22 protein-coding genes are annotated in these 26,523 nt (G+C 40.7%); 17 read left to right on the top strand and 5 right to left on the bottom strand.

The genetic code is table 11. The features are described 5' to 3' along the window. Positions 1-35 precede the first annotated feature (35 nt). A complete protein-coding gene (locus tag ACX3PU_RS01070) occupies positions 36-2,156 on the top strand; it encodes a prolyl oligopeptidase family serine peptidase (RefSeq protein ID WP_459082940.1) in 2,121 nt (706 codons plus the stop codon). Between the two features lie 178 nt (positions 2,157-2,334). Next, the gene (locus ACX3PU_RS01065) at positions 2,335-2,685 is read left to right on the top strand and encodes a hypothetical protein (protein WP_459082938.1); all 351 of its coding nucleotides are present in this window, start codon (positions 2,335-2,337) and stop codon (positions 2,683-2,685) included. 46 nt (positions 2,686-2,731) lie between these two features. Here the strand turns inward: ACX3PU_RS01065 and ACX3PU_RS01060 are convergent, their stop codons facing one another. Together ACX3PU_RS01060 and ACX3PU_RS01055 are read right to left on the bottom strand one after the other, a co-directional pair. Continuing rightward, positions 2,732-5,383, bottom strand: a complete 2,652-nt coding sequence (locus ACX3PU_RS01060; protein WP_459082936.1) for an AsmA family protein — start codon at positions 5,381-5,383, stop codon at positions 2,732-2,734. A gap of 85 nt (positions 5,384-5,468) precedes the next feature. After that, the gene (locus ACX3PU_RS01055; RefSeq protein WP_459082934.1) at positions 5,469-6,269 is read right to left on the bottom strand and encodes a DUF2797 domain-containing protein; all 801 of its coding nucleotides are present in this window, start codon (positions 6,267-6,269) and stop codon (positions 5,469-5,471) included. A 77-nt stretch (positions 6,270-6,346) separates the two neighbouring features. Here ACX3PU_RS01055 and ACX3PU_RS01050 point away from each other — a divergent pair, with 77 nt between their 5' ends. From ACX3PU_RS01050 to msrA, 5 genes are all read left to right on the top strand, one after another. Then, positions 6,347-7,378, top strand: coding sequence for a GDP-mannose 4,6-dehydratase (locus ACX3PU_RS01050; protein WP_459082932.1), 1,032 nt, complete (start codon positions 6,347-6,349; stop codon positions 7,376-7,378). Positions 7,379-7,527: 149 nt separating this feature from the next. After that, entirely contained in the window at positions 7,528-7,749 is a 222-nt protein-coding gene (locus ACX3PU_RS01045; protein WP_002662059.1) for a DUF2795 domain-containing protein, read from the top strand. Between the two features lie 115 nt (positions 7,750-7,864). Continuing rightward, positions 7,865-10,936 carry a preprotein translocase subunit SecA gene (secA, locus tag ACX3PU_RS01040; RefSeq protein WP_459082930.1) on the top strand — a complete coding sequence of 1,024 codons (3,072 nt, stop codon included), beginning with the start codon at positions 7,865-7,867 and terminating at the stop codon, positions 10,934-10,936. Between the two features lie 182 nt (positions 10,937-11,118). Further along, positions 11,119-12,096 carry an ROK family protein gene (locus ACX3PU_RS01035; protein WP_459082928.1) on the top strand — a complete coding sequence of 326 codons (978 nt, stop codon included), beginning with the start codon at positions 11,119-11,121 and terminating at the stop codon, positions 12,094-12,096. 107 nt (positions 12,097-12,203) lie between these two features. Further along, positions 12,204-12,761, top strand: a complete 558-nt coding sequence (gene msrA / locus ACX3PU_RS01030) for a peptide-methionine (S)-S-oxide reductase MsrA (RefSeq protein WP_459082926.1) — start codon at positions 12,204-12,206, stop codon at positions 12,759-12,761. A 28-nt stretch (positions 12,762-12,789) separates the two neighbouring features. On the opposite strand, the gene ACX3PU_RS01025 is transcribed toward msrA, so the two are convergent. The 3 genes from ACX3PU_RS01025 to ACX3PU_RS01015 all read right to left on the bottom strand — a co-directional run bounded on the left by ACX3PU_RS01025 (position 12,790) and on the right by ACX3PU_RS01015 (position 14,700). Then, complete coding sequence (locus tag ACX3PU_RS01025; RefSeq protein ID WP_459082924.1) at positions 12,790-13,245, bottom strand: GNAT family N-acetyltransferase; 456 nt, start codon at positions 13,243-13,245, stop codon at positions 12,790-12,792. Further along, positions 13,238-13,861, bottom strand: coding sequence for a ribosome biogenesis GTP-binding protein YihA/YsxC (gene yihA, locus ACX3PU_RS01020; RefSeq protein ID WP_459082922.1), 624 nt, complete (start codon positions 13,859-13,861; stop codon positions 13,238-13,240). Before yihA ends, ACX3PU_RS01025 begins: the two co-directional genes overlap by 8 nt. Before the next feature lie 80 nt (positions 13,862-13,941). After that, the gene (locus ACX3PU_RS01015; RefSeq protein WP_459082920.1) at positions 13,942-14,700 is read right to left on the bottom strand and encodes an alpha/beta fold hydrolase; all 759 of its coding nucleotides are present in this window, start codon (positions 14,698-14,700) and stop codon (positions 13,942-13,944) included. A 250-nt stretch (positions 14,701-14,950) separates the two neighbouring features. On the opposite strand from ACX3PU_RS01015, the gene mraZ reads away from it, so the two are divergent. From mraZ to murC, 10 genes are read left to right on the top strand one after another with little or no spacing between them, the layout of a single operon-like run. Further along, positions 14,951-15,424 (top strand): division/cell wall cluster transcriptional repressor MraZ, encoded by a 474-nt coding sequence (gene mraZ, locus ACX3PU_RS01010; protein WP_459082918.1) that lies wholly within the window; start codon positions 14,951-14,953, stop codon positions 15,422-15,424. Positions 15,425-15,446: 22 nt separating this feature from the next. Further along, on the top strand, positions 15,447-16,349 hold the full coding sequence (gene rsmH, locus ACX3PU_RS01005) for a 16S rRNA (cytosine(1402)-N(4))-methyltransferase RsmH (RefSeq protein ID WP_459082916.1): 903 nt from the start codon (positions 15,447-15,449) through the stop codon (positions 16,347-16,349). Between the two features lie 37 nt (positions 16,350-16,386). Beyond that, a complete protein-coding gene (locus ACX3PU_RS01000) occupies positions 16,387-16,749 on the top strand; it encodes an FtsL-like putative cell division protein (RefSeq protein ID WP_459082914.1) in 363 nt (120 codons plus the stop codon). Then, on the top strand, positions 16,736-18,727 hold the full coding sequence (locus ACX3PU_RS00995; protein ID WP_459082912.1) for a penicillin-binding transpeptidase domain-containing protein: 1,992 nt from the start codon (positions 16,736-16,738) through the stop codon (positions 18,725-18,727). Before ACX3PU_RS01000 ends, ACX3PU_RS00995 begins: the two co-directional genes overlap by 14 nt. 15 nt (positions 18,728-18,742) lie before the next feature. Continuing rightward, positions 18,743-20,203 (top strand): UDP-N-acetylmuramoyl-L-alanyl-D-glutamate--2,6-diaminopimelate ligase, encoded by a 1,461-nt coding sequence (locus tag ACX3PU_RS00990; RefSeq protein WP_459083483.1) that lies wholly within the window; start codon positions 18,743-18,745, stop codon positions 20,201-20,203. A gap of 9 nt (positions 20,204-20,212) precedes the next feature. Next, entirely contained in the window at positions 20,213-21,454 is a 1,242-nt protein-coding gene (gene mraY / locus ACX3PU_RS00985; protein ID WP_459082910.1) for a phospho-N-acetylmuramoyl-pentapeptide-transferase, read from the top strand. Positions 21,455-21,458: 4 nt separating this feature from the next. Beyond that, positions 21,459-22,796 carry a UDP-N-acetylmuramoyl-L-alanine--D-glutamate ligase gene (murD, locus tag ACX3PU_RS00980; protein ID WP_459082908.1) on the top strand — a complete coding sequence of 446 codons (1,338 nt, stop codon included), beginning with the start codon at positions 21,459-21,461 and terminating at the stop codon, positions 22,794-22,796. Between the two features lie 3 nt (positions 22,797-22,799). Further along, on the top strand, positions 22,800-24,035 hold the full coding sequence (locus ACX3PU_RS00975) for an FtsW/RodA/SpoVE family cell cycle protein (RefSeq protein ID WP_459082906.1): 1,236 nt from the start codon (positions 22,800-22,802) through the stop codon (positions 24,033-24,035). Positions 24,036-24,048: 13 nt separating this feature from the next. Further along, a complete protein-coding gene (gene murG, locus ACX3PU_RS00970) occupies positions 24,049-25,143 on the top strand; it encodes an undecaprenyldiphospho-muramoylpentapeptide beta-N-acetylglucosaminyltransferase (RefSeq protein WP_459082904.1) in 1,095 nt (364 codons plus the stop codon). Positions 25,144-25,145: 2 nt separating this feature from the next. Next, the gene (gene murC / locus ACX3PU_RS00965; RefSeq protein ID WP_459082902.1) at positions 25,146-26,513 is read left to right on the top strand and encodes a UDP-N-acetylmuramate--L-alanine ligase; all 1,368 of its coding nucleotides are present in this window, start codon (positions 25,146-25,148) and stop codon (positions 26,511-26,513) included. The last annotated feature ends 10 nt before the right edge of the window (positions 26,514-26,523 follow it).

Genomic DNA, 26,523 nt, shown 5'->3' with positions numbered 1-26,523 from the left:
TAAAAAAAATGTATTTTTGGTCAAATTGTATAATAATGAATTTAAAATCACTGGTTATGACTTCAGGAGTTGCTTTCCTTACTTCCTGTACAGCACAAACTTCATCAGGCGAAAACACGACCATGTATCCAGAAACTAAGAAAACCGATGTGGTAGACGTTTATTTTGGGCAAAACGTTGCCGATCCCTACCGATGGTTGGAAGATGACATGGCGACCGACACCCAAGCTTGGGTGCAATCACAAGCGGCGTACACCGATCGTTATTTATCGAAAATACCTTTCCGCCAGGATATAAAAAACCAATTAAAAGAAATTTGGAACTATGAAAGGGTAGGAGCTCCATATAAAGAGGGTGATTATACTTACTTTTCAAAAAATGATGGACTTCAAGCCCAGTCCGTGATTTATCGTACCGATAAGGATGGGAAGACGGAGGTCTTTCTAGACCCTAATACCTTTTCGAAAGACGGAACGACTTCGCTTGCAGGTCTATCGTTCAATAAGAGCGGGAAACTTGCCGCATATTCTATCTCTGAAGGGGGCAGTGATTGGAACAAAATCATTATTCTTGATGTGGATAAAAACCAGGTGATCGACCAAACCATTCAAGATGTGAAATTTAGTGGAGCTTCTTGGCTTGGAGAAGAAGGATTTTTCTACTCTAGCTATGATAAGCCTGAAGGAAGCGCACTATCAGCGAAGACCGATACGCACAAAGTTTACTTTCATAAACTAGGAACCGATCAAAAAAATGACGAACTGATTATTGGAGGTGAGGATTTCAAAAGACGCTACATGAATGTAGGGGTCTCAGATGATCAACAGTATTTAATTCTTTCCGCCGCTAATGCCACCAATGGCAATGAGTTATACATTAAAAAGATCGGTTCGAAATCGGATTTTACTCCGATTCAAACAGGGTATGACTACAATACCAATTTCATTGATTCAAAAGGAGATACCCTTTATTTGCTTACCGACAAAGGCGCGCCGAATCAACGTGTGGTCACTGCGAATATAAATACGCCCACGAAATGGACGGATCTAATTAAGGAAACCTCGGACGTACTTGGAATTTCCACAGGAGGCGGAAATCTTTTTGCAAGCTACATTAAGGATGCGGTCTCTGTCGTTAAGCAGTACGACTATTCAGGCAAGCTCATTCGTGAGATCACTCTTCCAGGAAAAGGATCCGCGGGTGGTTTTTACGGGAAAGCAGAGGACAAAGATCTATACTATTCATTTAGTAACTATATCACACCGGGAACCACATACAAATTTAATGTTGCGAGTGGAAAATCAGAGGTTTATTACAAGCCAAATGTAAAATTCGATGCGGACAATTATGTTTCGGAACAGGTTTTCTATACCTCCAAAGATGGCACTAAAGTACCTATGATTATTTCCTACAAGAAAGGTCTTAAAATGGACGGAAAAAACCCAACCATTCTTTACGGATATGGAGGTTTCAACGTCAGCTTAACTCCAGGTTTTTCCGTTGTTAATGCAGTTTGGATGGATAATGGAGGCGTTTATGCTGTACCTAACATTCGCGGTGGCGGAGAATATGGGAAAAAATGGCATGATGCCGGAACTAAACTTCAGAAAAAGAATGTGTTTAATGATTTTATTGCCGCGGGTGAGTATTTGCAAAGCAAAGGATACACCTCAAAAGACTACATGGCCATTTCAGGTGGTTCTAATGGCGGACTCCTAGTGGGTGCCACCATGACCATGCGTCCTGATTTAGCAAAGGTCGCACTACCTGCTGTAGGAGTTTTGGATATGCTACGATACAATAAGTTTACCGCAGGAGCGGGTTGGGCTTACGATTATGGCACGGCCGAAGACAGCAAAGAAATGTTTGAATACCTTAAATCGTATTCCCCCCTACACAATGTGGCTGAGAATGCATGTTATCCTTCCACTATGATTACAACGGGTGATCATGACGATCGCGTTGTGCCTGCGCATTCGTTTAAGTTTGGAGCTGAGCTTCAGGCCAAACAAGGCTGTGACAAGCCCATTCTACTTCGTATAGAAACTAATGGAGGACACGGGGCAGGTAGATCGACGGATCAAATGATTAACGAAAATGCTGATAAATTAAGTTTCACGTTAAGTGAAATGGGTATCACAACGCTTGACCACTAATTTGATTGTTTGAGCAAGATCCTTTAAGCAGGTGTTCTTTTAGGGCACCTGCTTTTTGTACGCACAGCTCTTTGACAGAACGTGACAAAAGCTCATAATTGGAATTATTACTCTGAATTGGTCCTTTTTGCACTAAATTTGATGTATACTCAGTAATCACAAACCAAAAATACTTAATATGTCAGAATTTAAACCAATGAAAACCTTGAGTGAAGTCATGAACAAACTGCGTGAACGCGGGATCCACTCGGAGTTTAGAATGAATGAAAAAGGAGAAATGGTGCTAGACCAAGGATCCGAAACGTTTGAGCCCACGGATCTTATTATTGTTAGATCCTACCGATTTGAAGGGGATAGTAATCCTGACGATAATGCCGTTTTGTATGTAGCCCAAGAAAAGGGTGGACGTCGTGGAATATTGATAGATTCCTACGGAGCAGAGAGCAATTACCCAGGAGAAAAATTTGACAATTTTATTAGGGAGATTTGCACGGAGGAAGATGATTCCTTGAATTTTGAAGCTCTATAATTCAAGGATTGCATAAACAAGAGCTAGGAAGGAGTAATGCTGCGCATTATTCCTTCTTTTTTTTCTTGAAAACCTCGAATAGTCCTTTTTTCTTTGGCTTCTCCTTCTTAACATTGATTTTTTCGTTCAAGTCTTTCTTCACGTTTTGAACGTCTGATTTTACAGCCTCCACCGTGTTTTTGGTGGTTTCCACTGTTTTTTTTGCTACGACTTCTTGCTTTTCCACATTGTTTCCAATCAAAGTCTTTTTAAGTCCTTCTTGAATGCCTTGCCAGAAAAAATTGAAAAAAGATTTGGTCTGGTCGCGCTGTACATCATCAACCGATACCGTTTCGGGATAGACTCCAGAATTGGATTTAACGAGGAGATTGGCAACCGCGGATAAGAGTTTATCCTTTTCTCCTGTACTCTTAAGGATGGAAACTTTAAGGTCCTGATGCTTCATCTGTACATTTCCGTTCAAAGTGGATCGATTGCCTGTAAAAGCAAAATCGAGCTTTTTGATATACCCTGTGGTTTGTATTTTCAAATAGGGCTCTACAAAACTATTTATACTTGAGGCGGGAAGTTCTGAAACGTTTCCATGGATCGAAAATTGATCGTTAGAAGAGCCTGTATCCAGCTTCCAATTTACTACCATAGGAGAGAGGTCCATAAATCGAGTATGGATTGTAATGGGGATTTGAGTGGATTTCGTCTGTCCAGAATTAAGATTGTCTAAATGCAGATTTAAACTTCCAAACACCAGTTTACCTGGCCCGTCACTCTTTTTGGTGTCTTCTTCATAGACCAATTTTGAGTCCACGATGTCTAGGTTTTGGATATGCATCGGGATCTTTATTTTTCGAAGTAGAGCCGAATACATTGGTTTTATGGTTAGGTCATCCGGGGGGATTTTGCTTCGAAAAATCGAGGCGTCCACACCACTTAATTTCAAACTAGTTCCCTCAACGAATTTTTTATCCTGAAGAAGTTCTAGTCGACCTATAAAGTGAATTTTTTTTGCGCGGAGGTCGTACAGGTCTTTTTCGACCGGAATCCTAGAAATAAACTGAGCTTGGGAAACCGAAGGTTTGTATTCGAGATTTTCGATTTGAAGCCCTTGATTCGTCCAAGAAAGTGGTCCCGTTTTCAAGCTGTAGGTCTTATTTAACTTAGAATGGTACTGATCATAGGAAATTTTGTAGTTGCCTACTACGAAAGGAACTTTCTTTTTGGAACTTTCCTTTGTAATCTTAAAATCGGAAAGGTTTACGGCTATTCCTCTGATAATTTGAGAATTTCCCTGTTTTAGGAGGTTCAAATTGGCATCTTGAAGAGAGATTGTCTTAATGGTTAAGGGAAAATCTAATCCTGTAATCGGTGTTGGATTTTTAGAGCTTTTCGTAGCCGGTAAATAAACCTTAAGGTCTGCTCCTTGCACAAGAAGGGAATTTGCATTTAAGGCGAGTTTACGGTTGATGAATTCCCAAGAATCAAGCGAAAGGCTTACGCGGTTTAACTTGCCCTCGGTCTGTACTTTCGTTGGGTTAGTAGAGGCTTTCGTAAATCGTAAATTTTGTAAATCTAATTTCTTCGGATCTATGTTCGCACTTGCAATGTGTAGGTCTTGGTGGTCATTTTGAACTCTAAGGTCTTTGGCAGAAATCAAAAAGTCAGCATAAGTGAATGGAATTCTCCCTTGCGCTGATTTTTCGTCCATTCGTAGTTTATGGATCTCCAAATCAAGTTGTCCGGCAGAGAAAGCGGTTACTCCGTTTGGCTTTAACAGATTTACCTTGGCATTTTTTAGTTCCACATCTTGCAAGTCGAGAATAAATTGGAAAGGTTTTTTCTCAGTCTTTACGGCGGTTCTATTGGATCTGATTGTGATGACAGGGTCTATAAATTCGGCTCTAGACAAAGAGAGCGTGTTTTTTTTTAGGGCTAAATCGGTAAAGTTTAACTCTCTGGACTTCACAGAAAGCATATTTGGCTTTTTGGGATACAATTTTACGAAGTTTTCATAGCTGACGGAAGTTACGATTTCAAAGCCTTTAATGCTCATTTTCCCGTTTTTCGTCGTGATATGGTTTGCTTGAATTGCATAAAGCTCCTCGAGTTGGAAATAAAACTTATTTCCCTGAATGTCGTACTTGTCGAATACAACGGGAAGCTTGCTTTCAATTCCTTTTTCTGAAAGTTGAAGATTTGTGACTTTCAAGTTCAGATCTTCCACCTCTAGAAATCTTTCCCCTGCCGGTTTGGTAACTTTAATATTGCCGTTATCAATGGTAATATTTCGAAACGGCATCGGACTGCGTTTTTTTCCAGTTTTGCTATCTCTTGGTTTCGCTAAGGTGACTTGTAAGTTAGGGGAATTTAATACTAGTGAGGACGCCTGAATAGATTTGCCTGTGATTGCCTTCCAAATTCCGAGCTGGCTAACGTAAACCGATTTTACACTTCCGTTTAAACCAATTACATCCTTGTTCGCCGGGTTTTTGGATGCGATTTCTAAATTTTCGAGGTGAACGGATCCATTCCCAAGTTCTACGTTGAGGGACTCATAGGAAAGAATGTAGTCAGAATTGTTTTCGATATAAGAGGGTAACTTATACTTTAAAAATAAGTTGAATCCAAGATTTATTAGCACGACGGCAAGAGCAAGTAGCCCTATCGTGAGCAAAATTCTTCGGACGCTTTTTTTGTTCATCATGGGTGATAGCACTTGTGTTTATAACAAAAATAATAGCTTTTCTCCAGACAATCACTATTCTTTTTCTATTTCTTTGAAATAATTCTTATTCTTTTTTCGTTTCTAGTGCAATGACAAATCCTTCGTGTGCACGCACGTTTAAAACAGAGCCGCCTTCAAAGGCTAAGTATTGGCCTTTTATTCCTTTCAAGACCGAAGTAAAGGAGGGTTTTTTCTCGAGCGAGATAGTGGTTACCTTTTCGGGTGCCTCGTAGGGATAATCTAGTCTCCAGAGATCCTGTTCTGAATTAAAGAATTTTGCATATTCAGCGGGGAACAGATCTTGAACTTCACTTCTGAATTGGGTAAGGTCAAGATCCTCTTCGTATTCGTCTTTGAGCATTCTTCGGTAATTGGTTTTATCAGACAATTTCGACTTGAGCGCAACCTCAATCATTCCGGCCTCGTATCGATTTTCTGTTCTTGCAATGGGAAGGGCAAAGGTAGCTCCTTGGTCAATCCACCGAGTGGGAACCTGCGACTCTCTTGTTACGCCCACTTTGACCTCACCTGTATACGCTAAATAGACGATGTGAGGCACGAGTTGAATCGATTTTTCAACTTCTAGGTCTCTTTCTCCTTCCCCCAGATGGGCTTTGGATAGTTCAGGACGAATAATGGACTCACTAGTGTAAGGACTCTCAAAGAAGCATTTTTTGCAGAAACCCATTCTAAAAATTTTCTCCTCACGCTGGCAGTTTACGCATTGATAACCAAGGTGCGATATTTCTACAGTTTTGCCAATCAAAGAATTCATATGAATAAGATCGTGCGATAGGTTGAGGTAATATTGAATGGGACTCGCGTTTTGAGTAATCATTTTTATTAGTTGGCCTTCAAAGTGCATTTCGTAAATTTTAAGTAAAAGTAAGGATTAAAGATTTGCCATGCTAAATTTCTTAAATTTGTAGCTAAATACCCGCTATGACTTATTTAGTAACCGGTGGAAGTGGATTCATTGGATCGCATCTTATCGAGACTTTACTCAAAAATGGACATTCTGTCATTAATGTTGACAATTTCGACGATTTTTATGACTATAGAATAAAAGTTCAAAATACTTTATTGTCCCTTGGTAGAGACCCTGAATTTACATTTGATTCGAAAGAAGCAGATTTAGAAATACTGCAGACTCAGGTTCTATCTGAGAAATATCGTTTAGTGGTAGTGGACATTAGAGATTTAGAATCTCTTCGAGAGCTATTTCGTCAGGTTCCTGTTCAGGCCGTTATTCATTTAGCTGCGCTCGCGGGCGTTCGCCCCAGCATCGAAAACCCGATTGAATACCAGCAAGTAAACGTTATTGGTACGACTAATTTGTGGGAACTATGCAAGGAGTTTGGAATTAAGAAATTTTTAAACGCATCCTCCTCTAGTGTTTATGGAAACAACAAGAAAGTACCGTTTACGGAGACGGATGCTGTGGATTTGCCAATTTCCCCATATGCAGCTAGCAAACGAAGCACGGAAATTTTAGGCCATGTATACCACCATTTGTACGGAATGGATATGATCCATTTGAGATTCTTTACCGTCTATGGGCCCCGTCAAAGGCCTGATTTAGCGATTCATAAATTCGCTCAGTTGATTCAAGATAAGGAGGAAATACCTTTCTTTGGAGAGGGAGAGACCTCGAGAGATTACACGTATATAGAGGATATCATTGACGGGATTATAAAGGCTCTACGTTATCTCGAAGCCCATTCCCCCCTCTATGAGATTGTAAATTTAGGGGAGAACCAAGTCGTTTCACTAAATGAAATGGTAGGGACGCTAGAATCCACCTTGGAGATAAAGGCACAGAAAAAGCAATTGCCAATGCAGCCTGGCGATGTGGAAAGAACACATGCCAATATTGACAAAGCAAAGGCGTTAATAGACTATTCCCCGGGCACAAACTTCCAAAATGGCATAAAAAAATTTGTGGAATGGTTTTTGAGAAAACCACTTCAATAGTCTGTAAATAGGGTGTGATCGTACTTTTTCGAATTACTCTTTTCCCAAATGGAAAATAAAATAGTAAAAAGATTGAAAATCAGTCATAAAAAAGACAATACCATCATCTATTTTTATACTTTTGCAAAAATTTTATAAATACTAAAAATATGTATTGGACATTAGAATTAGCTTCTTATTTAAGTGATGCCCCTTGGCCAATGACCAAAGCGGAACTTATTGACTACGCGATCCGTACCGGAGCGCCGATGGAAGTAGTGGAAAACCTTCAGGCTATCGAAGACGAAGGGGAAATCTATGAATCCATCGAAGAGGTGTGGAGCGACTATCCCACCGACGAGGATTTCCTTTGGAACGAAGACGAATACTAAAGAAATAAGGCTTTAGGCATAATGCTTAAAGCTTTTTTAGAATTATATCACCAAAAGAGCGACCTAGTGCTCAAAAAGTTTGTGACCCCTGGGTCCACAGTTAAATATTGAAAATATGAGTTTTTTAGACCAAGTGCTTAAAGGGTTTTTAGGAGATAAAAACGCAAAAGACCTTAAAGAAGTAAAGAAAGTAGTAGCGAAAATTAAAGCTGCAGAACCGAGTATTAAGGAATTAAGCGATCAGGAATTACGAGCGAAAACGCAAGAATTCAAAGAGCTATTAAAGTCAGGCACTCAATCGATCACAGAGGAAATACACAAACTTGAAGAGCAAATTAAGTCATCAACAAACATTGATGAGAAAGAAGGGATGTTCACTCAGATTGAAACCCTTAAGAAAGAATCTTATCAGGTAGAGGAAAAAATATTAGAATCCATTTTGCCAGAAGCGTTTGTAGTCGTGAAAGAAACGGCAAGACGTTGGGCGGAAAATGGAGAGATTCGAGTTGCTGCACTCGATTGGGACAAAAACTTAGCGGAAAATAAAGATTTCGTTGAGATACAAGGAGACGAAGCGGTTTGGAAAAACCAATGGAACGCGCACGGTACACCTGTCGTTTGGGACATGGTCCATTACGATGTTCAGTTTATTGGAGGGGTCGTTCTTCACAGTGGAAAAATTGCAGAGATGGCCACTGGGGAAGGGAAAACCTTAGTGGGTACCTTACCGATTTACCTGAATGCTCTTTCAGGAAGAGGGGTACACGTTGTAACTGTGAACGATTACTTAGCGAAAAGAGACTCCGCATGGATGGGGCCTATCTATCAATTCCACGGACTTTCCATCGACTGTATTGACAACCATCAACCGAATTCCGACGGAAGACGAAGTGCTTACAATTCAGATATTACCTACGGAACCAATAACGAGTTTGGATTTGACTACCTCCGGGATAACATGGTCACTTCTCCTACAGAGTTAGTGCAAAGAGAACTTAATTTTGCAATCGTCGATGAGGTGGATTCCGTCTTAGTAGACGATGCAAGAACGCCCTTAATTATATCCGGTCCGGTTCCTCAGGGAGATCGTCAGGAATTTGATGTTTTGAAACCTGCCGTAGACCGCATCGTATCTGTACAAAAACAAACCATTACGCATGTCTTTAACGTGGCTAAGAAATTGATTGCCGCGGGGAAAAATAAAGAAGGAGGATTCAAACTTCTTCAAGCCTATAGAGGACTTCCAAAATCAAGACCTTTAATTAAGTTCTTATCCGAAACAGGAAACAAAGCGCTGCTTCAAAAAACGGAAGCGCAGTATATGCAGGATAACAACCGCGATATGCCAAAGGTGGATCAAGATCTTTATTTCGTAATTGATGAGAAGAACAATCAGATTGATTTAACCGATAAGGGAGTTGAATATCTATCAACAGGTGTTGAGGACAAAGATTTCTTCGTTTTAGAAGATATCGGTACTGAAATCGCAGATTTAGAAGCGAAAAACTTAGAAAAAGAGGCTGAATTTGCAGCGAAGGAAGATCTATTTAGAAGATTTGCTGAAAAATCAGAGCGTGTACACACCTTAAGTCAGCTTTTGAAAGCGTATACGCTTTTTGAAAAGGACGATGAGTATGTCGTGATAGATGGAGAAGTGAAAATCGTGGATGAGCAAACCGGACGTATAATGGACGGGCGACGCTATTCCGATGGACTTCACCAGGCGATCGAAGCGAAAGAAAATGTAAAAATTGAAGCGGCGACTCAAACCTTTGCGACCGTGACCTTGCAGAACTTCTTCCGTATGTACAACAAACTTGCGGGGATGACAGGTACAGCCGAAACGGAAGCAGGAGAGCTTTGGGAAATTTATAAATTAGACGTGGTTGTTATTCCAACCAACCGTCCTATTCAAAGAGACGACCGTCAGGATCTTGTTTTCAAAACGAACCGTGAAAAATACAATGCAGTTATTGAAGAGATTGAAAAATTAACGGCTCAAGGTCGACCTATACTAGTGGGTACAACCTCGATTGATATTTCACAACTTCTTTCAAGAGCTCTTCAACTTAGAAAAATCAATCACCAAGTTCTGAACGCAAAGCTTCACAAAAAAGAAGCGGAAGTCGTGGCAGAAGCTGGGCGTCCGGGTCAAGTTACCATTGCAACCAATATGGCGGGTAGAGGAACCGACATTAAGCTAGTCCAAGCCGTGAAAGAAGCGGGAGGTTTAGCGATTATCGGTACGGAACGCCACGATTCTAGACGTGTAGACAGACAGTTAAGAGGTCGTGCAGGACGTCAGGGAGACCCAGGTAGTTCCCAGTTCTATGTTTCGCTTGAAGACAATTTAATGCGTCTATTTGGTTCGGAAAGAATTGCGAAAATGATGGACCGTATGGGTCATAAGGAAGGAGAAGTGATTCAACATTCGATGATTACGAAGTCCATCGAAAGAGCACAGAAGAAAGTGGAGGAGAATAACTTTGGTATACGTAAAAGACTCCTGGAGTATGACGATGTCATGAACAAGCAAAGAGATGTGATATACAAAAAGAGAAAGAATGCTCTTTTTGGAGATCACCTTAAGTTTGATATTGCCAACATGATTTTTGATGTCTCTCAAACGATAGTAAACAAAACGAAACTACAAGGAGATTACAAAGAATTCGAATATGAGATCATTCGAAGCTTCACCATGGAAGCCCCGGTTTCAGAAAGCGATTTCAAGAGCAAAACCAATGCGCAGTTAATTCAAATTGTCTTTGCAGCAGCAGAAGAGGACTATAAAAATAGATTGGAACTATTGAAAGAGAAAACTTTCCCAATCATTGAGAATGTATACAAAAACCAAGGTAGCATGTTCAAAATGATTCAAGTTCCGTTTAGCGATGGACTTAAATCGATTACCATTGTAACCGATCTTGAAAAAGCGCACGAAACCAAATGCCAGAGTCTCATTGAAGATTTTGAAAAAAACATAACCTTGTCTATTATTGACGAAAACTGGAAATTGCATTTGCGCGAGATGGATGATCTTAGAAGATCTTCTCAAGGTGCGGTGTACGAACAAAAGGATCCACTTGTAATTTACAAACAGGAATCTTTTCACCTTTTCAGTGAAATGGTAGAGAAGATTAATATGGAAACCATTTCCTTCTTATACAAAGGAGAAATCCCAAGCTAATTTTCAAATGAATTCAAAAGACCCAGGCGCTGAAATGCCTGGGTTTTTTGTTTTTAGCCTAATCCCGTGGGATACAAAGGTCTGGAATTCTGGTTTCCACGGGGTTTGCCTTACTTTTCTAGCGGATTGTAAGGATATGATTTTATTTTTTAGTAATTTTATTGTCTCAATTGTAAAATAAAATGGCATTAATAAACTTATCAAATCAAGTCGCATTAGGCGTTGATATCGGGGGTACCAATACCAAATATGGACTCGTAAATCACCGAGGTGAAATTTTAGGCAAAGGCCGAGTTAAGACCGAGGACTATAAAACCCCGCAAGAACTAGTCGATGCACTTTATCTAGCCATCAAGCCACTAATTGAGGAGCATTGCTCTGATAACAAATCGTTTGAAGGAATCGGTGTAGGCGCTCCGAATGCAAATTATTATCATGGGACCATCGAGCATGCTCCTAATTTGAAATGGAAAGGAGTAATTCCTTTTGCTGAGATGATGACCAAAAAATTTGGCGTTCCGTGTAAAATGACAAATGATGCAAATGCTGCCGCTTTAGGAGAAATGCTGTACGGCGCTGCGCGAGGAATGAAAGATTTCATTATGGTTACCCTTGGTACAGGAGTAGGAAGTGGGATTGTCTGTGGAGGAAGATTGGTCTATGGACACGACGGTTTTGCCGGTGAACTTGGGCATACGATTGTGAAGCCCAACGGTAGAAAGCACTGGAGTACAGGATCGGAAGGCTCATTAGAGTCTTATGCTTCGGCAACCGGCATCGCCATTACCGCAAAGAAAATGCGAGCTGAATTTCCAGAATCTCTTCTGAATCAATATGCGGAAGAAGATATTAATTCAAAAACTGTACATGAGTGCGCCATGAAGGGGGACCCAACGGCTATTGAAGTTTTCCGTTATACAGGACAAAAATTAGGGGAATCCTTGGCAAACTTTGTCATGTTTTCTTCTCCTCAAGCCATTCTGCTTTTCGGGGGCGTGATTCAAGCAGGTGACTTCATTTTGAAACCTACAAAACTCCATATGGAAAGGAATCTACTTCCGATATTCAGAAGCAAAGTCAGACTGGTCTTTAGTGAATTGAACGAAGCGGACGCGGCCATTCTAGGTGCTAGTGCGCTGGTTTGGGAAAACAGTTTGTAATCCCTTCTTTTTAATCCCTAAAAGATTTTACAATTTGAAACGTCCTAATAGTGAGGTGAGATGGACTCAGGACACTTTACAGGACAAACAATTACTTTTTTGAAACAATGGAATCTAAAAATTTTGAAACAATCGTATTTGGCGGTGGATGTTTTTGGTGTGTGGAGAGCTGTTTTAATCTGTTGAAAGGAGTCGAAAAAGCGATTTCCGGATACAGTGGAGGGCATGTTCCAAACCCTACATACGAAGCGGTTTGTACGGGAGAGACTGGGCATGCAGAGGTCGTAAAACTAATATACGATCCAAACATTATTTCTTTTGAACAACTTATGGAAGTGTTTTTCTTTTTGCACGATCCGACGCAGCTTAACCGTCAGGGAAATGACATAGGAACCCAGTACAGATCGATCGTATTTTATGATTCACCTGAGCAAAAAGACAGCATTGAAAAATCGATAGAGCGATCTAAGGCCGAAGGGAAATGGGAAGGAGACTACGTCACAAAAGTAGAACCACTTGCGGAGTTTTACCCTGCAGAGACTTACCATCAAGGCTATTACTGGGAAAACCCAAGTACGCCCTATTGCAGCGCGGTTGTAGGACCGAAAATTGCAAAATTCAATGCCTATTTTGGGCAGAAGGGAATGCTAAGGGAGGAAGTGTAAACAAATACAAGGAATTACAGGGAAAGTGTTAAGCTTTCCCTTTTTTCATTTCACTATGCGGTATTCCATCTTCTAGATAGGATTTACCCGTGGGTTCAAATCCAAAATCCGCATAAAATTGTAGGAGATAGTCCTGCGCAGAAATACAGACATTGTCCGTTTTAAAGTTTGTGGAAATAACCTCTATGCTCCTAGTTATCAACTGTTTTCCAAGTCCGATTCGTCGAAAATTCTTCCCTGTTAATACGCGGCCTATTGAGGCTTCAGGATATTTTAGGCCGGGGGCAAACACTCGACAATACGCTGCAATTTCATTTTTAGATTCCCCCCATAAATGCAGTGCAATTTGATCATCAAAGTCCATATCTTGGTAGAGACATTGTTGTTCAATAACGAAAACCTCTGCTCTAGCGGCCAAGATTTTGTAAAGTTCTGATGTCTGCAACTCCTCAAACGATTTGCAGTGCCAAGTGAAATTAGTCATCAAATCGAACTTTGTTTTTCACGAGCATTTGATTGGTTTGCTCGATATATGAGAGAACCTCGTCTCCTCCTACTTTTTTTTCCGCAGAGGTAATGAACATGTGAGGAAGGTCTTCCCATAGTTCAAGCATACTCGCTCTGTAGGCTTCTACATTTTTGTTCACATTGCCTGCTGATAGTTTATCAGCTTTGGTAAACACGACGGAAAAAGGGATTTGACTCTCTCCCAACCATTGCATGAATTCCAAGTCTATTTTTTGGGGTGTGTGCCGTACATCGACAAGGACGAATAGGTTAACCAAATTCACTCGGTTCAGTACATAGTTGGTAATCAGTTTTTCAAAGTCTTTTCTTTTCACTTTCGAGACTTTTGCATATCCATAGCCGGGTAAGTCGGTTAGATACCACTGTTCATTAATCAGGAAGTGATTGATTAACTGAGTTTTTCCAGGGGTTTGCGAGGTTTTCGCAAGATCCTTGTGGTTCATCATCGCATTAATAAGCGAAGACTTCCCTACGTTGGATCGACCAATAAAGGCATATTCTGCACGATTGGGTTCTGGACATTCCTGCCATTTGGAAGAACTTTTTAAAAACTCGGCGGATTTGATTATCATGTTAAGTCTGTGTTCAAAGGTTTGTATTCAGAACCTGGTGAGGTTCTATTAAAAAAGGAAGCAAAAACTTCCTTTTCTAATTATTTATTTTTCAGCCATTCGTATAAGAGGGAATTGAATTCGTCTGGTTTTTCCATCATGGCCGCATGGCCACACTTGTCAATCCAAAATAAATCCGAATTCGGTATTAATCGATCCATTTCGACAGCCACTTCGGGTGGTGTCACGGAATCCTGCTTCCCCCAAATGATACAGGTAGGTGCTTTAATTTTATGAAGTTCGGTCTCCATGTTGTGTTTAATTGCGCTGCGTGCCAGCATCACGGTTTTAATCCCCTTGCCTCGGTCGTTTACGATAGAGAAGACTTCGTCCACAAGTTCGTCCGTGGCCACCTCTGGGTCATAAAACACTTCTTGCGCTTTTGCCTTCATGTAGTCTCGGTCGCTTTTTCGAGGAAAGCTATCGCCAAAGGATCTTTCGTAGAGCCCGGAACTTCCCGTAAGAACAAGATGCTTTACAAGATCGGGTCTAGAGAGTGTGAGTATTAAACCCACATGTCCTCCCATGGAGTTTCCCACTACGGTGGCAGGTTCCCCTACTTGTTCTTCAATAAATTTCGCAACGTATTTCGCGATACTTGTCAAATTGGTGTTAAGTACGGGCAGATCGTAAATGGGTAGTTCGGGAAAGTAAACTTTAAATCCTCTTGAAGAAAAGTAAGATATGAGACTTGTGAAATTACTCAGTCCACCCATCAGACCCTGCAACAGGACGATAGGATGACCCTCGCCTTCCATAATATAGGAGAATTTTTTTTCTTTTTTGGTTTTAAATAACATATAACGCTTGATAGCTAAAGCAAAAGTACAAATTTAAGAAAACATATGACGATAAAATCATACCGATTAAAAATAAGAAAAAAGCTCTAAAGTAAATTACCCTTTTTTAATAATATTTCTCCAATTTCCACTTTTGGTATAAGGTCTTTTAAATCAAAGGCTTAGTTCTTGAGTTAAAAGTTATAAACATTAAGTCAAAAAGTGGGAAAAAGTGGGAGCTTTTGGAAATAATTATATAAATTTGTCCCAAATGAAGAATTTTATTGGCACATACGAATGCAAAATTGATGACAAAGGTCGTCTGAAAGTGCCTTCATCGCTTGCAAAGCAGATGGAGGGATTTGAAGGAGAGACCTTTGTCATTAAACGCTCTGTGTTTCAAAATTGTCTGGAAGTTTACCCTTTAACCTACTGGGATAAGTTGATGGGCAAAATTAATAAACTGAATCGTTTTGTGAAAAAGAATGCAGATTTCATCCGAATGTTTACTGCTGGCGTAAAAACCGTGCAGTTGGATAGTGCAGGAAGAATCCAAATATCAAAAGACTTGACTGTATTTGCAGGACTTCGAAAAGAAGTGGTTGTAACCAGTGCGGGTGAGCTTTTTGAGGTTTGGGATAAGCAGGCCTATGAAGAGGTGATTTCCACTACCCAAGAAGATTTCGCAAATCTTGCACAAGAGGTAATGGGAGATCAAGGTATAGAAGATATTGAATTAGAATAAAGCGCTTAGAACCACCAAAAAGATGGAAAACGAATACCATAGTCCAGTGCTTTTAAAGCAAAGTGTCGATGAGTTAGTCACTGACCCTGATGGAGTTTATATAGACTGCACTTTTGGTGGTGGGGGGCATTCGCGTGAAATCTTGGCCCGCCTTTCTTCAAAAGGAAAACTTTATAGTTTTGATCAGGATTTGGATGCTCTTGCCAATCGAATTTCGGACGATCGATTTACCCTCGTGAATCAAAACTTTCGATTTCTTGAAAACGCCATGCTAATGTATGGTGTTTCACAAGTAAGTGGTGTTCTAGCAGATTTAGGAGTTTCCTCCCATCAATTTGATGAAGGAAAACGCGGTTTTTCGATTCGAAGCGAAGCTCCGTTAGACATGAGAATGAATGTGATGCAGAGTCTAGATGCGAAGAAAGTAATCAACGAATACGAAGAGGAAGCTCTAGCGGATCTCTTCTACAATTACGGGGAACTAAGAGACGCAAGAAAGTTAGCACGTGTCATCGTGAACCAAAGAAAAGGGAAATCCATTGAAACGACTGAGGACCTTAAGGCACTATTTGCCTTCATTCCTGCGTTTAAGCAGAATAAGTTCTTCGCTCAAGTATTTCAAGCGATTCGAATTGAAGTGAACCAAGAATTAGACGCTTTAAAAGAGATGCTTCTTCAAGCGCACCGCGTGCTAAAGCCGCAAGGTCGCCTTGTTGTAATTTCTTACCATTCTCTTGAAGATCGGTTAGTAAAACGATTTTTGAAGAATGGAAAATTTGAAGGAGAGCCTGTGAGAGATGTGTATGGAAATTACGATAAAGTATTTGAGCTGTTGAGAAATAAAGCGGTTGTGCCTTCTGAGGAAGAAATTGAATCCAACTCGAGAGCACGAAGCGCAAAGATGCGCACAGGAATTAAATTATAAACAAAAAGGACAGTTTCAACTGACATTTAAGTAAAATATGGCCAAAAAGCGCGTTTATCAGTCCAAGAAAAAACTAACCTTCATAGACATTGTCAAGGGGAATTTTCTCAATAGGGATGAAATTAAAGCGCATTATAAGTATTTTTTGTTGCTCTTCTTTCTTTTGATCAGTATGATTTATAGCAACCATCTTGTAAATCAGAAAATTGAGAAAGTAAATGCGCTAAAGGAAGCTAGTGAAGAATACAAATCACGAAACGCCTATGCGCAGAGCAGACTTATTAAAGTGAAGATGGAATCAGAATTAGGAAAAGAAATGATAACAGACTCTTTAATGACCCTAGAGAGTCACCCACATAAATTACTAATAAAACTCGACTCAACCCATGCAGAGAAATAATGAGTACGACATTAAACGCAAAAGAACCTTACGGTGGGGGTATTTCTTCGCCCTCGTTGCTATTGCTACTTTTGTCGTCTTTCTCTTTCGGATCATTGTTCTTCAAAACACCAATGTGGAGGAGATTAAAGAGGATTATATTAGCAAGAACTATCGGGAAGCCGTCTTAAAAGCAGCTCGTGGAAATCTCTATGCGGCGGACGGCTCGATTCTGGCAACCACCGTCATGCGATACGACATTTATCTTGATTTCAAAGTGATCCGGGATACGACTTACAGTAATAATATTGGTCCTTTAACGGATTCTTTAAGTCTCATGTTTGGAAAGCCGAGAACCTATTTTCGTCAAAAGTTTGATGCGCAGCGTAAGAAAGAAAATCAATATTTCAGTCTGGTGAAAGGACTCGATTTCGATGAGTACGATCGGATTCGCAAGTTCCCTCTTTTTGAGAAAGGGAAGAACCGTGGCGGTTTTATTGTGGATCGAAATTACCGTCGTGAACTTGCCACATCAGAAATTGGAGCAGGAACCATTGGAATGGACAATGGAAAGTATCAGTCTGGGCTAGAGGGAGCATTTTCAAAGTTCCTTAGTGGAAAGGACGGTAAACGTTTAGAACAACGAATTAATTCGTCACAGTGGAAACCCATTGATTATTGGAAAGTTCATGAGCCCGTCGATGGACAGGACGTGTACACGACATTGGATCTTAGAATCCAAGACATTGCAAATTCAGCGCTGGAAAAGCAGCTAATTGAATTTGATGCGGATCACGGAAGTGTGATTGTCATGGAAGTGAAAACCGGGAAGGTTCGTGCAATGGTAAATCTGCGACGAACAGAACCCGGAGTTTATGTAGATGCTTATAACTATGCACTAAAAGATGCCACTGAACCAGGTTCCACCTTTAAAGCGGTGTCTCTTTTAGCGGCGATGGATGATGGATTTATAGACGAAGAAACGACTGTTGACGTGGGCAATGGCTCTTGGGTGTATGCAGGACAGCCCGTTAGTGACGATCATGGTGGGGGCATTTACGATATAAGCGAAGTGCTTGCAAAATCTAGCAACGTAGGTTCAGCAAAACTCATCACTAAGTTTTATGGCGACAATCCTGAAGTATTCCTTGACCATTTGCGTCGTTGGAAACTCTTTGATAAAATGGACATTGAACTGCCAGGCATTACCAAACCTTTTATTCAAACCCCTCAGAGTGATCGTTGGAGCAAAGGGGCATTGGCTTCTATTTCGTTTGGCTACGCAGTTCGATTAAATACATTGCAACTTGCAACCTTTTATAATGGAATTGCCAACGGAGGCAAAATGGTAAAACCTTTGTTTATTGATAAAGTGATGAAAGATGGGCATGTTTTCTTTGAGGCTCAGCCCGAGGTCATGGTAAATAAGATGGCCTCTCAGAAAGCCATTCACATGATGACTTCCGCACTTACGAAAGCCGTCGAAAAGGGAACCGCTCGAAGCATATTTACACCGAATCTAAGTATGGCAGGAAAAACAGGAACGGCAAGGTTTGAATATTGGAAACCGGGACCGAGTAAATACCAAGCCTCTTTTGGAGGGTTTTACCCGGCGGACAATCCCAAGTACACCTGCTTTGTCGTTGTAAATCAACCGGACAAGTCGAAAAGTTACTACGGGAGTACTGTAGCAGCTCCTGTATTTAAAGAAATTGCGGGAAAAACCTTTCTTAAAACACCGCAAAACATTGAGAAGGAACTTCTTGTGGATAAGAAAGTGGACTTAAGCAAATTAACACGTGTCGAACCCAAAGTGGCCGTTCGTGGAGGCGTGATGCCAAGTGTAGTAGGATTAATTGGAAAAAATGTGATCCCTGCGTTGGAAAACCAAGGGTATCGAGTGGATTATAAAGGGGTAGGTCGAATTAAAGAGCAGTTCCCGTTAGAAGGAAGAGCCCTAAACAAAGACCAAAGAATTTATTTGACGCTTCAAAATTAGAGTATTAGAATGACCATGACTTTACAAAATTTATTAAATGGAATTTCCGTTGTAGACCTAAAGGGACCCACGTCCTTGGAGGTGAAAAGTCTTGGGTTTGATAGCCGAACCGTAGGTCCAAACTCTGTTTATGTGGCGCTAAGAGGACAGGCTGTAGACGGTCATTCCTTCATTGATCAGGCAATTTACGAAGGAGCAAAAGGGGTGGTTTGTGAAGAGATTCCAGCGAAAGTAGAAGAATCTGTTTGTTACATACTAGTCAAAGACAGCGCCGAAACCCTAGCCCTTTTAGCCTCTAACTTCTATGGGAATCCTTCCTCGAAGTTAACCCTTGTAGGAGTCACAGGGACCAACGGAAAAACCTCGGTGGCAACCTTGCTTCACGAAGTGTTTTCCCAAATGCTATACCCTTGTCTTCTGCTTTCTACAGTAGAGAATAGAATTGGTAACAAGGTGATAAAGGCAACCCATACAACCCCGGATGTGGTAACAGTCAATCGACTCTTAGCGCAAGCTGTGGAGGAAGGTTGCGAGTTTGCATTTATGGAAGTCAGTTCGCATGGGATCGACCAAAAGAGAACGTTTGGGATCAATTTCAAAATTGCAGCCTTTACCAACATTACGCATGACCATCTGGATTATCACCAAACCTTTGCAAACTATATTAAAGCAAAGCAAAAACTTTTTGATACGCTCGGCTCGAATTCTATTGCCCTATTCAATGCAGATGATAAGAACGGGTCGATTATGGTTCAAAATACGAAAGCCAAAAGAGTTTCTTTTGGGCTTAAAAACATAGCAGACTACCAGGCTAAAATTTTAGAAGCGGACTTTAATGGAATGCTTTTATCGTTTGAGGGAAGGGAAGTGTGGACGACACTCACAGGAAAATTTAATGCTTCAAACCTTTTACTAGTGTACAGTATTGCAGCAGAACTGGGTTTAGACAAGCAAGCAATTCTTCAGGCTATCTCTACACTTAAAAGGGTAAATGGACGTTTTGAAACGTTAAGATCCCCCCAAGGGATTTATTTTGTGGTGGATTACGCTCATACACCTGATGCTTTAGAAAATGTTCTTTTGAGCATAAATGAAATTCGGACCAAGAACGAAAGACTCATTACCGTCTTTGGGTGTGGTGGCGATCGAGACAAAACCAAGCGTCCTGAAATGGGAAAAATTGCCACTCGAAATTCAACTCTTGCCATTCTTACCTCAGACAATCCACGAACGGAGGATCCCGAACTCATTCTAAAGGATATTGAAGCAGGAATTGAACCGCAGAATTACAGTAAGTACACGGTCATTCAAGACCGAAAACAAGCTATAAAAATGGCTATAAAATTTGCCGAGCCAGGAGATATTGTTCTGGTGGCTGGCAAAGGACATGAAACCTATCAAGATGTTTCTGGAGTGAAGCATCATTTTGATGACAAGGAAGTGATTTCCGAGCTAATAAAAATTATGGATAAATAAATAAGGCGTATGTTATATTATTTGTACGAATACCTTACCGCTAACGGAATTCATATTCCGGGACTTAATCTACTGAAATACATCTCGTTTCGGGCTTCGATTTCGGTGTTGACTTCGCTATTTATTGCTTTGGTTTTTGGTAAGAAGATCATCAATTTCCTTCGCCGTCGCCAGATGGGGGAGCTGGTTAGAGACCTTGGACTAGAAGGGCAAAAACAGAAGGAAGGTACTCCTACGATGGGGGGACTTATTATTATCGTAGCTACCGTCATACCTGTTCTGCTTTTTACACAAGTCTTTAATGTCTACATTCTTCTGCTTCTGATTTCAGTGGTTTGGATGGGTGCAATTGGCTTTGTAGATGATTATTTGAAGAAAATTAAAAAGAACAAAGACGGCCTAAGTGGGAAGTTCAAAGTCATTGGACAAGTGGGACTTGGACTGATCGTAGGGGTAACTATGTTTTTTCACCCGGATGTGACGGTCAAACGTAAATATGCGGATGCGCAGATCTTAAACCGTAACAATGTGGAGCAAAACTTTATGCCCACAGAAAAATCAACCGTATCCACAGTTCCTTTTGTGAAAAACAATGAGTTTGATTACACTGGGATGCTTTTTTGGATGGACGAAGCAGATGCTCAAAAATGGGCATGGCTTGTCTTTATTCCCATTGTGATTTTTATTGTCACAGCAGTATCGAATGGCGCCAATATAACCGATGGAATTGACGGCCTCGCGGCCGGCACCAGTGCGGTCATCTTATTAACTTTAGCATTCTTAGCGTATTTGTCCGGGAATATCATTTTTGCGGACTATTTGAATATCATGTTCTTACCCAATATGGGGGAAACCACGATTTTTGCCATTGCCATGGTCGGAGCGGTGATCGGATTTTTCTGGTACAACACCTATCCAGCGCAGGTATTTATGGGAGACACAGGAAGTTTGATGATTGGGGGAGTGATTGCTGTGCTTGCCGTGATCTTAAGAAAGGAATTATTAATTCCCGTATTGTGTGGGATTTTCGTCCTTGAAAACCTATCAGTCGTCTTGCAGGTTTCGGTCTTTAAATACCGTAAAAGAAAGTATGGGTTAGAATATGCACAAAACAATCGATTCTTTAAAATGAGTCCTTTGCACCACCACTATCAGAAAAGTGGATACCATGAAAGTAAAATTGTGAATCGAATGATAATCATTGGAGTGATTCTCGCCGTCGTTTGTTTAATCACACTAAAAATAAGATAACGAGATGAGAGTTGTAGTTTTAGGAGGAGGAGAAAGCGGTTTTGGAGCTGCGTACTTAGCCAAGAAGAAGGGCCTGGAAGTATTTCTTTCAGACCAGGGTGAAATACGTGAAAACTATAAGAAACTTTTAATTGAAAATCAGATCGATTTTGAGGAAGGACAGCATACGGAAGAAAAGATTTTAAATGCGGATTGGATTGTGAAAAGTCCAGGTATCCCCAAAAAGGCAGAGATTGTTTTCAAAATCAATCAGAAGGGAATTCGGCTGTCTTCAGAAATCGAATTTGCTTCCGAGTATACAAAGGCTAAAATCATTGCGATCACGGGGAGCAACGGCAAGACGACCACGACCTCGCTAGTTTACCATCTACTTAAAAATGATGGTTTCAATGTAGGCCTTGGAGGCAATATAGGAAGTAGTTTTGCGCGTCAAGTCGCTGAACAAAATTACGACTACTATGTTCTGGAAGTGAGTTCGTTTCAGTTGGATGATATACAGAACTTTAGACCCTTTATATCTCTGCTTTTGAATCTCTCAAAAGACCATTTGGATCAGTACAACTACAATTACGAAGAGTATGCACTAGCCAAATTTAGAATTGCAGAGAACCAACAGAACGACAACTTTTTCATCTACAATAGAGACGATGAAATGAGTCTTAACTTACTTGAGAAACTGTCAGTGAAAGCCAGAATGCTTCCTTTCTCCATGAAGGAAGTTCTTTCCGAGGGTGCCTATACGCAAGGGGACAAGATGGTTGTGAAATTCCAAGACGAATTTTCGATTAAGATTGAGGATTTATCCCTTATGGGGAATCACAATGTAGCCAATAGCCTTGCCGCGTCCCTTGCGGGGAAAGTACTTAATATAAGCAATGAAAGTATCCGCAATTCCCTAATGAGCTTTCAAGCCGTAGAACATAGACTTGAGGAGGTCACCGTTCAAAAAGGAGTGCGCTATATCAACGACTCCAAAGCTACCAATGTGAATGCTACCTATTATGCTTTAGAAAGCATGAAGAATCCCACGATCTGGATTGTAGGCGGTACAGACAAAGGGAACGACTATACAGAGATTGAGAATCTCGTAAAGCAGAAAGTAAAGGCGGTGGTCTGCATGGGATTAGACAACCAAAAGATCATTGACTTTTTCAAAGATAAAATGGAGTTCATTTACGATACCTCTAGTATGAAACAAGCGATGGCCATTTGCAAATCGCTTGCAGAACCTGGAGATACCGTTTTGCTTTCGCCTTGTTGTGCGAGCTACGATTTGTTTGATAATTATCAAGATCGGGGCAATCAATTTAAAGAAGAAGCGTTGAAAACAAATAACAAGTAAGAAATGCACGAGCCAGAAACCGAAAACAAATTTGAATATCTAAAGGGCGATAAAGTTCTTTGGATTGTGATAATTTTGATTTCAGCCTTTTCGATTTTCCCCGTGTATTCTGCAAGTTCAAACTTGGAATACATTGTGAACTCAGGGACGACGACGAGTCATTTGACCCGTCATGTACTCTTTGTGGTGGGTGGACTTGTGCTCATGAGAGCCATAGGACTTTTCAAATACGAGCATATAGGGAAATTAAGTGCCTTTTTACTAGGCATTATGGTTATACTTTTGGTCTTTACAATTTTAAGCGGTAATACCATTGACGGAGCCAGTGCAGCACGGTGGCTAAAGATCCCAGGAACCTCACTTTCGTTTCAACCCTCGTCAATCGCCTACTTAATGCTAATCATTTATTTGTGTCGTTATTTGACTAAGAAGATTCATAGGGACCGTCGTTGGTACGAGAACGTTCTCTATATTTTTGGCCCTATTCTACTTGTCTTTCTACTTGTAGCAAGAGACAATGGGTCGACGGCCTTAATGATCTTAATGGTGTCCATTGGGGTACTTGTGATTGGGCAATTGCATTGGAAATACATTGCAGGCTTTATATCCTCGTCTGTAGTTCTGGGAATGCTTTTTATTATGGTGGCCTTGAACACCAATTTAATGGGTGGGAATAGGGTCCACACTTGGATGAGTAGAATTGAAACATTTACCTCCTCAAAAACGGATGTCGATATGGACACCGAAGAGATGAAAACCAAGAATTACCAAGTCATGCAAGCCAAAGCGGCCATAGTTCATGGCGGTCTGACGGGTATGGGTCCGGGTAAAAGTGCACTCAAGCAAATGCTTCCTCAAAGCGCCTCGGACTTTATATTCGCCATTATTGTTGAAGAATATGGGTTTATAGGAGCCACCGCACTCATTGTCCTCTACCTCATTATGATCATCCGGATTGTGATGATTGCCAGTAAGATGCCTGCTTTTTTTGGTTCTTTATTAGTGCTGGCGGTAGGGCTGATGATCTTTGTGCAATTGAGTGTTAATATAGCCGTGGCTATTAATTTAATACCCGTGACAGGGCAGCCCTTGCCTTTGATAAGTTATGGAGGAACCTCCATGTTAGTGACCTATTTGCAATTAGGACTGGTCTTAAATGTAAGTGCCCGAATTCAGGTTTATGATGAAGAAGGCATTGGAAAGAAACAAAGTGTTGAAGAAATCAATGACATTGCATAGAATGGAAAAGAAAATGAAAGTCATATTAAGCGGTGGTGGAACAGGAGGGCATATCTTTCCTGCGATCGCAATTGCTGAGGAAATCAAAAAACGCTTTCCTCAGGCTGAATTTTTATTTCTTGGCGCCAATGGAAAAATGGAGATGGAAAAGGTGCCACAGCTTGGGTATCGCATTGAAGGGCTTGATATTGTTGGCTTTAATCGGGGAAATTTACTCTCCAATTTTAAACTTCCATTCCAACTCTATTCTAGTATTGAAAAAGCAAAATCAATTGTAAGAAAGTTCAATCCTGATTTTGCTGTGGGAACGGGAGGGTTTGCAAGTGGACCTGCGCTCTATGCCGCGACAAGACTCGGGGTACCCACTTTTATTCAGGAGCAAAATGCGCATGCAGGAGTAACCAATAAGATCCTTAGCAAAAGTGCTTCTCTTATTTTTACTGCCTATCCAAATGTGAAGGGCTTTCCCGAAGAGAAAACTCGATTTTTAGGCAACCCGATTCGAGAAAATATTTTAAATGGACTCGAAGAAAGTAGCTTAGCCAAACAGAAGCTTGGGCTTGACCCAAGCAAGCTTACCCTTTTATCTGTGGGAGGTTCCCTTGGTTCTCATGCGATTAACCAAGCATGGCTTGAACACCTGCCTTTGCTTCTAGAAAAGGATTATCAATTGATTTGGCAAACGGGTAAAGCGGAATTTCAAACCATTGAGAAGCAAACTCGTCACTTCACAAGTCGAAACTTGCAAGTGGTCGAGTTTATAAAAGGCATGGAACTAGCCTACTCCGCAGCGGATGTAATCGTCTCTAGAGCAGGAGCCATTGCCATTTCTGAACTTGCAGTGGTTGGGAAACCGATGATTTTGATTCCCTTCCCTTTTGCCGCGGAAGACCATCAAACTGCAAATGCACGACGACTGGTAGAGAAGAATGCAGCTCTCATGGTAAAAGACAGTGAGATGAAAGAAGAGTTTTGGCCCACCTTGCTAGATCTCTGTGAAAAGGAGCAGGTAAGAGAAGAAATGAGTAAGAATTTGGAGTTTTTCGCAAAGAGAACGGCCGCAAAAGATATTGTAGATACAATTTTGACTAAAGTAAATAGAGCATAGAAATGAAATTAACTGAGAAATATAACGTCGTCTATTTTGTAGGCATTGGAGGCATCGGAATGAGTGCCTTGGCTCGCTATTTCCAGGCTTCAAATATTCGGGTATTAGGCTATGACAAAACCTCAACAGGGCTCACTGAGAAACTAACAGAAGAGGGAATGGAAATCTCATTCGAGGATGAAATTTCCCCTGCGATTCGTGCACTAGAAAAGGAATCAACCCTTGTTATTTATACCCCAGCAATTAAGTCTTTACAAATCTTAGACTATTTTGAAAAAAGTGGGTTTGAGGTCATCAAGCGTGCGAAAGCACTTGGTTTAATTACAAAGGCTACTGAGTCGTTAGCGATTGCAGGAACCCACGGAAAAACGACAACTTCCACTCTAGTGGCTCATTTATGCAAAGAGGCAAATTTGCCATTTTCTTGTTTCCTTGGGGGAATCTCAGAAAACTTTAAGTCTAATTTTTATTATAATGGGGATCAAATTAGCGTGGTTGAGGCTGACGAATTTGACCGTAGTTTTCTAAGTCTCTCCCCGGACTGGGCTATCATCACATCAAATGATGCCGATCATTTGGATATCTATGGAGACCGCAAAGCTATGGAACAAGGATTTTGTGAATTTGCAAACTTGCTTCCAAACGATCAGCAGTTGTTTGTAAGAAAAGGAGTAGAGGTAGATCGTAGCTGCCTACGCTATGCTGTCAACGAAGAGGCAGATTTTTACTCAGATAATTTGAGAATCAAGGAGGGTCTAATGCATTTTGATTTTCATCACAAGGAACAAACTTGGGAATTCTCTTGGAGCATCCCGGGAACGCATAATGTAGAAAATGCAACGGCCGCGATCGCTCTTTTGTTTAAGATGGGAGTGGATATTGAGGTTTTGAATAAGGGACTTCAAAGCTTCAAAGGAATTAAAAGACGCTATACATTAACTCATTTTGCCTCTGGAAAGCATTATATAGACGATTATGCGCATCACCCGACGGAACTCAATGCAGTGCTTAGTTCGATTCGAACTTTTTATCCTGATAAAAAAGTACTTGTGGTGTTTCAGCCCCATTTATATAGCAGAACCCGAGATTTTGAATCGGAATTTGCAAAGAGCTTAGAGAATAGTGATTCTTTACTTCTACTGGATATTTATCCGGCAAGAGAAAGAGCGGAAGATTTTCCGGGGGTTAGCTCAAAGGCTTTACTCGAAAAGATTCAGCATTTGGATAAACAGCAATGTTCATTAGAAGAAGCATTAGAAATAATAAAAACAAAAGAATTTGATATTCTAGTCACTGTAGGGGCTGGAAACATTGATCGCTTGTTTGATCCCATCACCAAGTGGATGGAAAAGAGTCAGGCAAAAGCATAAAGGAATAGAG

The sequence above is a fragment of the Chryseobacterium sp. A301 genome (genome assembly GCF_054489425.1).
Note: the sequence above shows the minus strand (reverse complement) of the source record. Positions and strands in the feature narration are given on the sequence as shown.

Bases quoted from the DNA above. Each gene is read 5' to 3' on its own strand.
- ACX3PU_RS01070 (WP_459082940.1), top strand. From the start codon at position 36: ATGAATTTAAAATCACTGGTTATGACTTCAGGAGTTGCTTTCCTTACT.
- ACX3PU_RS01065 (WP_459082938.1), top strand. From the start codon at position 2,335: ATGTCAGAATTTAAACCAATGAAAACCTTGAGTGAAGTCATGAACAAA.
- ACX3PU_RS01060 (WP_459082936.1), bottom strand. From the start codon at position 5,383: ATGATGAACAAAAAAAGCGTCCGAAGAATTTTGCTCACGATAGGGCTA.
- ACX3PU_RS01055 (WP_459082934.1), bottom strand. From the start codon at position 6,269: ATGCACTTTGAAGGCCAACTAATAAAAATGATTACTCAAAACGCGAGT.
- ACX3PU_RS01050 (WP_459082932.1), top strand. From the start codon at position 6,347: ATGACTTATTTAGTAACCGGTGGAAGTGGATTCATTGGATCGCATCTT.
- ACX3PU_RS01045 (WP_002662059.1), top strand. From the start codon at position 7,528: ATGTATTGGACATTAGAATTAGCTTCTTATTTAAGTGATGCCCCTTGG.
- secA (WP_459082930.1), top strand. From the start codon at position 7,865: ATGAGTTTTTTAGACCAAGTGCTTAAAGGGTTTTTAGGAGATAAAAAC.
- ACX3PU_RS01035 (WP_459082928.1), top strand. From the start codon at position 11,119: ATGGCATTAATAAACTTATCAAATCAAGTCGCATTAGGCGTTGATATC.
- msrA (WP_459082926.1), top strand. From the start codon at position 12,204: ATGGAATCTAAAAATTTTGAAACAATCGTATTTGGCGGTGGATGTTTT.
- ACX3PU_RS01025 (WP_459082924.1), bottom strand. From the start codon at position 13,245: ATGACTAATTTCACTTGGCACTGCAAATCGTTTGAGGAGTTGCAGACA.
- yihA (WP_459082922.1), bottom strand. From the start codon at position 13,861: ATGATAATCAAATCCGCCGAGTTTTTAAAAAGTTCTTCCAAATGGCAG.
- ACX3PU_RS01015 (WP_459082920.1), bottom strand. From the start codon at position 14,700: ATGTTATTTAAAACCAAAAAAGAAAAAAAATTCTCCTATATTATGGAA.
- mraZ (WP_459082918.1), top strand. From the start codon at position 14,951: ATGAAGAATTTTATTGGCACATACGAATGCAAAATTGATGACAAAGGT.
- rsmH (WP_459082916.1), top strand. From the start codon at position 15,447: ATGGAAAACGAATACCATAGTCCAGTGCTTTTAAAGCAAAGTGTCGAT.
- ACX3PU_RS01000 (WP_459082914.1), top strand. From the start codon at position 16,387: ATGGCCAAAAAGCGCGTTTATCAGTCCAAGAAAAAACTAACCTTCATA.
- ACX3PU_RS00995 (WP_459082912.1), top strand. From the start codon at position 16,736: ATGCAGAGAAATAATGAGTACGACATTAAACGCAAAAGAACCTTACGG.
- ACX3PU_RS00990 (WP_459083483.1), top strand. From the start codon at position 18,743: ATGACTTTACAAAATTTATTAAATGGAATTTCCGTTGTAGACCTAAAG.
- mraY (WP_459082910.1), top strand. From the start codon at position 20,213: ATGTTATATTATTTGTACGAATACCTTACCGCTAACGGAATTCATATT.
- murD (WP_459082908.1), top strand. From the start codon at position 21,459: ATGAGAGTTGTAGTTTTAGGAGGAGGAGAAAGCGGTTTTGGAGCTGCG.
- ACX3PU_RS00975 (WP_459082906.1), top strand. From the start codon at position 22,800: ATGCACGAGCCAGAAACCGAAAACAAATTTGAATATCTAAAGGGCGAT.
- murG (WP_459082904.1), top strand. From the start codon at position 24,049: ATGAAAGTCATATTAAGCGGTGGTGGAACAGGAGGGCATATCTTTCCT.
- murC (WP_459082902.1), top strand. From the start codon at position 25,146: ATGAAATTAACTGAGAAATATAACGTCGTCTATTTTGTAGGCATTGGA.